Genomic DNA, 6,429 nt, shown 5'->3' on the forward strand with positions numbered 1-6,429 from the left:
ATTCTAGCTTGTTCTTCTTGCGCTGCTTTTTCTCTTGATTCCTCAGCTAATTTTGCTTTTGCAACTTCTGCTATTTTAGCTTGTTCTTCCAAGGCAGCTTTTACTCTAGCCTCTTCAGCTAATTTTGCTTGAGCTTCTTCTTCCGCTTTTAATCTCGCAACTTCCGCTATTCTAGCTTGTTCTACTTGTTCAGATTTTACTCTAGCCTCTTCAGCTAATTTTTCTTGAGCTTCCTCTTCTGCTTTTATTCTGGCAGCTTCTGCTATTCTAGCTTGTTCTTTTTGGGCAGCTTTTGCTCTAGCCTCTTCAGCTAATTTTGCCTGAGCTTCCTCTTCTCCTTTTTCTTTTGCTGCTGCTTCTGCTATTTTAGCTTGTTCTTGTAACGCTGCTTTTTCTCTTGATTCCTCAGCTAATTTTGCTTGAGCTTCCTCTTCTGCTTTTACTCTTGCAGCTTCTGCTATTCTAGCTTGTTCTTCTTGCGCTGCTTTTTCTCTTGATTCCTCAGCTAATTTTGCTTGAGCTTCCTCTTCTGCTTTTACTTTTGCAACTTCTGCTATTTTAGCTTGTTCTTCTTGAGCAGTTTTTACTCTTGCTGCTTCTGCTTGTTTTGCTTGAGCTTCTTCTTTAGCAACAACTGGATCCGCTTTTTTACGAGGTTTTGTGCTTACTGGCTTTCTTTTTTTAGCAACAGTTTTTCTTTTCTTGTTTGATGACATTAACAAGGCTTCTTCGTCATCATCGCCACTATAGTCAAACCTATTATTATTTTTGAATTTATAAGCTAAAGTTACCGCATGAGAACTTCCAAAAGTTGAAAACCCTCCTACTCCTTTTTCATAATTATATTCGAAAGCTATTTGCTCACTTACATTTAAACCAACACCTGCTGATAAAGCATACAAACTATTATAACCTGCTTGCGCCCATATTCCTTTTGGTACCATTAACATTACCATACCCGAAACCACCGTTTGGTCTTTCCTAAATTCAGAACTTATTAATCCGGTAAATTTACTCTCGTCAAAAAAACCACGACTATTCATATATCCTGTATACATGATATGACCTTGAATTCCTTGTTCAGGATCTTCTTCAATCATTTTTGAAGTTGTTAAATTATATGACACGAGGTTTTTAACAGAAATACCAAAATCTAAAAATTCAGTTCCGTAATTTATCCCAGGATTTATGGTTATTATTGAATTAGATGGAAAATTATCAAGTGAAGCATCTTCAGAATATACAATAACATTTCCTGTATTTAGTCCACTTTTATAAAACGCAAGGTTTGTACCAAAAGTCAAGTTACTTTCTCTATTTAGTATGGCGTTATATGCAAAATTTAAAACGCCACCGAAGGTTGATAAAACACCATAATCTTGTTGAAATAAGCTTATACCAGCTCCTATATTTTCTTGAAATCTGCCTGAATAGCTAATTAAATAGGTTTGGGGCGCATTGTCAAATTGTACCCATTCGCGTTTATTATATAAACTTATGTATTTATTTTGTTCTCTAACAAAACTGAAGGTTGGGTTTATAAATTGTCTGTTAAACTTTAAAGAATTTCTAACAGGTATATTAAACGCCACAACCCCATCTTCTTGAGAATAGAGTTGCTGTGTAATACAGAAAAAAAGAACTATATGAAGTAAATATTTATTCATGCTACTTGACGACTGTTATGGATCCTTTTTTTGATTTACCATCTTGCGTGGTGATGGTATAATAATAAACAGGCGTGATAGATGAATAATCAATTTGATTTTCTGGCCAATTATTTAAATAATTATTTGTTTTAAATACAATTTCGCCTTGCGAACTGAATATAACAACTTCGGTATTTGTACCGCTAACATATTCTCTCGGAATTAACCATGTGTCATTCGCTCCATCGCCATTAGGACTAATTAAATTGGGAATAACATCAAAATCGGGAAATGCTTGCCTTGCGATAAAACCAAATTCGGTTGAAGCATTACACCCCGTTGATTGTGTTACAACAGCCTTATAATTACCTGTTTGCGCTACTTCAAAAGTATTGCTGTTTGCACCACCAATTAACACATTATTTAAATACCACTCAAATACTGGATTATTGGCGTTGGTTGTAATGGTTGCTATAAAAGTTTCATCTTCATCGATATAAACAAAATCCTCAATATCAATTTCACTAGTAAAACCAGTAGTTTCAAGAGCAATTGATGCGGTAGTCATGCAACTTCCTAAATTAATACTTACTGAATATTCTCCCGATTCGTTGGTCTCGTACATTTGACTTGTAGCCCCAGTAATTGATTCACCATCTTTAAACCATTGGTAACTATTTGCGTTAATGGCGCTTAAAACAGTTGGCCCATCTGTTGAACAATATGGATTACCCAAACTAGAACTTATATTACTGGTAGAACCAGAAGCAGCTTCACTTACCGTTACACGATTTGAAAATGAATTTGACGTACAAGTTCCATAATTGGTTTTCACAAAATAAGTACCTGGTTGGTCAACAGGTAAAGTTTCTCCATCTGCAACAAAAACGGATGTTGTTGGACTGGTTTCTTTATACCATTTGAATGTTAATGATGGATATTGTAATGGCGAATCGTTTGAAGATCCTCCGGGGTTATCAATAGTTAAGAGATAACTTCCTCCAGAACAATATGTTCCTGAAGCAATTAAATTATTAATTGTAAATGGCGTATCCTGAACTTTATAATAAGCAGCAAATACATTTGAACTTGAGCTAATTGAGTTTGGAGCTGTACTTCTTATTCTTATTCTGAATCCCTCGCCTGCAATAGTTGTAGGTAATGAAAAACTAAAAGTTATTGGTGATGTTGTTTCGGCTCCAGCGCTAGACGTATAAATGACAGTAGGACTTGAAAAACTACCAGCATCATCTGATAATTCTGCTATAAATTGATTTGAAGATTCTAAAGCGGATTCTGGTGTAAAAGAAAAAGTTAAATTATAGGAGTTAAACGAAGGACTAGCGCAGGCCTGCGTAAAACCTAAATTAGGCTTACTTATTACTATTTGAGCATGCAGCGTTTCGTTTAATGATAAAACGAAAAAAACAACAACGTAAAATAGAGTAATTTTCCTCATACAGTTTTATTTTTATTTTTAATAAAACATCTAGAAACCTTTACCTTTTAACAGGTGTTGAGAGTTAAAAGAATTTCCAAAATCTATGAGAGTATAAATAGGAAAGTATAAAGATCTAGGGTTTGTTTTGTCAATATTCATTTAATCCATCCTCAAATCTGGATCGACCTCATTGGATGCTATAATTTTATTAATTCGTAATCTGAAATCTGGTTTTCTGTCATTATCTGCATCTATAAAAGTTTCATAATTGTCACTTTTAGAATACACATTAAAAAACGCACTATTTCCATACCAGTTCTCTAAGTCTTCATTATTCTTGTTGTATTCAACAAAAATATTTCCCTTGCAGTTGTTAAACAACATAGCGTTAAAGTTTATTTTTTCTAAATTATTCTGGTTTAAGGTAATTTTTTCATCTAAAATTACTGCTGGATTAAATCCTGAAATAACACTTTTACTCATATTTAATAAAGCATTTTCACCAATAAAAATAGCTTCTTGAACCAAATTCATTTTTATATCATTTTCTAGATCTTTACTGTCATTTAATAAGGTTAAGTTTCTTGCAACCACAAGGGTTCCACTTTTTGAAAAATCAACTTCTTCCTTTTTATCATAAGACAAAATTTGCAAACATCTGGACCCGTCACTACTAGAAATATATGGTGACCTAACGGCCAATGAATTAAGTAGGCTACATTGCGCGCCAAAATTTATTTTAAAATCGATACTATTTGCTCTGTATGAAACTAGGTTAGATAAATTCATGTTTCCACCACGAATTTCAAAAGCATTGCCTGCGGCGTAACTAACCATAATGTTTTCTATAATGGTTTCATTACCAACACCCGCTAATAACAAACCATTAAAATAACTGCCATCATTTACCCTTTTACCAGCAAACTCAATTCTAACATATTTTAAAATGCCAGAGTTACTGTAAACATCATCACCACCATAATTTACAAATCCATTAGAATCAGGCCTAAGTTTATTATGAAAATTTGCGACAGAACCATTCCCAAATCTATTAGAAGGTGCATCACCAAGAATAATTAGTCCACCCCAATCGCCAGCTCTTTTAACGCTTCTGTTGGAAGTAAAAACTATTGGGTCTGTTTGATAGCCGTCCGCTATTATTGTAGCACCTTTTGAAATGGTTAGCGAACCTTTTGAATTATAATCGCCAATAATTACGGTACCAGGTTCTATGGTTAACGTAGCATTATCAGTTACAAATACACTACCTAACAAAAGATAAATTTCCCTTTTATATAGCGTGGTATTTTCGTTAATATTACCAGTTAGTATTTTAGTAGGCTCTCCATATTCTTTTTGATTAGGCTTAAATTCTGACCAATTATTTAGCCAATTTGCTTCACCAACAATTCCCTTTTCTTGTTGGGCAAAACTATTTGCGATTCCAAAAAGAATTATGAAAATGATTTGGGTAATGTTTTTCATGATCAAATATTTTAGTAAAAACTAAATATGATTTCTTATTTAATTAGTAGTCAAAAATAACAAAAAATCCATGAAATACCAATTATTTCGTTGAAATACACAAAATAACCTAAATTTTAAAGATTTATATTCGACAAAATGCATTCAAGTAAAAAAAGACGGACATAATTTTTACCTTAATTTTGTAGTTATTAGAAACAAAATTTAACAAAAAAAAATGATATTTATTTTTTTAAAAATCTCATTCAATGAAATAATTTAAAAAATAAATATCATTTTTAACTTTAACTAAACACTAAAGTGGTTAAAATTATTTTAACAATTTCACTTACCTAAAATCATTATATTGATGAAGCGATTTCATTATTTCTTCATAAAACAATATTCCAGCAATCAAATTACCAGTATCCGAGTATGGTAAATATTCTCCATGAAATTCGCCTGACTTTTCAAGGTAATCTTCAGTAGCCTCAAATTGATTATCTAATGCCTTTTTATTATCGTTACTATTTGGAATTCCTAAAGTGGTCATGGTAATACCTGGTTTTGTTGCAAAAGCAACATAAGGTAAGGTTCTAATAAGTACTTGGATTCTTTCTTCGTATAATCCTATTAATTGACCTTTTTGCATATGTTCAAGTTCACCTTTATTATGATACTTGGCAATGGTTACTTTTTCGCTAATAAAACTTTTTGGATCTTTGTTTTTTTGAGCAAAACCAATACTTGTAAAGAGGAAAAGACCTAAGCTGAATAAAATAATCTTCACTTTCATGTTGTAGATTTAGGGGTTTAAAGAACAAATTTATGTAATTAATCGGTAAAAACAAGCGTTTTATCGGTTTATTTTATAAATCTTGATAAATTGAGTCAGTTGTCGTTTATATGGTCTGAATATAAATATCGGGTAACCTATCTCAAGATTTTGCGCTTTTATTTCCAAAAAAGGCGCCTAATCAATTTATAGTTTTAGAATCACGCTTACTTTCTAATATGATATGAAACTAATTTTGACACACGGTATTTTTGAGGTAACGACGTATAGATATGGTGTAATACAATGTTTTACTTTGGTGTTGCCCTTCTTTATTTATTTCATTTTATTAAAATCAAAGGCTTTATTATAAATCATAGGGTATTCCTAATACGTATTTCTATGTCATTATTAACACGTATAACAACAAAAAACACCTTCCAAAATCTTGAAAAGTGTTTATTGTATTTGTTTTTTCATAATTTATGGTTTAATTAGTTTTCTACAAAGGTAGGTTACATGGCATAGTTGTACTTTGCTCAATTCAACTTTATACTTGCTCATTTCTAGCTAGAACGTACATAGAACGATGAAAAACAACATGTTATCGAATAATGCCAAATTATCAATGGTTAAATAGAGCATGTTAATGATTAAAGACAGCAAGTCAATTCAAATAATAAATAGTATTATTCTCCTTATTAATCAGGAAAAAGACTACTAAAATAGGCCGATTATTTCTGAGTATTCAATCTAAAATGGTAATTTAAAATCAAAAAATGGACCTAAATATTCAGAAGTGGTTTCTTTAAAATAATGCTGTGTATGGTGTCTAAATAATTCTAAATTTTTATCAAGAAGATCAATAAAAACGAAGTTAAGAAAAGTGCTATTTTTTTTAAAAATGCATTTGAAAACAGACGCGTTCCAAATTGGAAGTTATTGATAAGATGTAAACGTATTGTTTGTATAAATCACATAATTAAATGGTGCCATTAAGTTTAATTTTTTGCAAAATATAAATCAAACAAGGCATAAAATGAATGCTTTTAAAACGGTCTATCAAGATCACTTAGCATTTAAAGAAAAAGGGCCTTTTA

The 6,429-nt window shown here is 31.6% G+C and carries 4 protein-coding genes; all 4 read right to left on the reverse strand.

Features of this window, described 5'->3' with window-relative positions; genetic code table 11:
* Positions 1 to 1,667: PorP/SprF family type IX secretion system membrane protein (locus WBN21_RS11355; RefSeq protein ID WP_424200351.1), on the reverse strand; the 1,667-nt coding region annotated here is incomplete at its 3' end.
* 1 nt (position 1,668) lies between these two features.
* Positions 1,669 to 3,108 carry a gliding motility-associated C-terminal domain-containing protein gene (locus WBN21_RS11360; protein WP_424200353.1) on the reverse strand — a complete coding sequence of 480 codons (1,440 nt, stop codon included), beginning with the start codon at positions 3,106 to 3,108 and terminating at the stop codon, positions 1,669 to 1,671.
* Between the two features lie 141 nt (positions 3,109 to 3,249).
* The gene (locus WBN21_RS11365; protein WP_424200355.1) at positions 3,250 to 4,575 is read right to left on the reverse strand and encodes a hypothetical protein; all 1,326 of its coding nucleotides are present in this window, start codon (positions 4,573 to 4,575) and stop codon (positions 3,250 to 3,252) included.
* Between the two features lie 328 nt (positions 4,576 to 4,903).
* Positions 4,904 to 5,350 (reverse strand): hypothetical protein, encoded by a 447-nt coding sequence (locus WBN21_RS11370; protein ID WP_424200357.1) that lies wholly within the window; start codon positions 5,348 to 5,350, stop codon positions 4,904 to 4,906.
* Positions 5,351 to 6,429 lie beyond the last annotated feature (1,079 nt).

Source organism: Algibacter sp., from assembly GCF_049667265.1.
GTDB lineage: Bacteria > Bacteroidota > Bacteroidia > Flavobacteriales > Flavobacteriaceae > Algibacter_B.

What these genes read in the sequence shown, in the direction of transcription:
- WBN21_RS11370 (WP_424200357.1), bottom strand. Translation starts at nt 5,350, where the DNA reads ATGAAAGTGAAGATTATTTTATTCAGCTTAGGTCTTTTCCTCTTTACA.
- WBN21_RS11360 (WP_424200353.1), bottom strand. Translation starts at nt 3,108, where the DNA reads ATGAGGAAAATTACTCTATTTTACGTTGTTGTTTTTTTCGTTTTATCA.
- WBN21_RS11365 (WP_424200355.1), bottom strand. Translation starts at nt 4,575, where the DNA reads ATGAAAAACATTACCCAAATCATTTTCATAATTCTTTTTGGAATCGCA.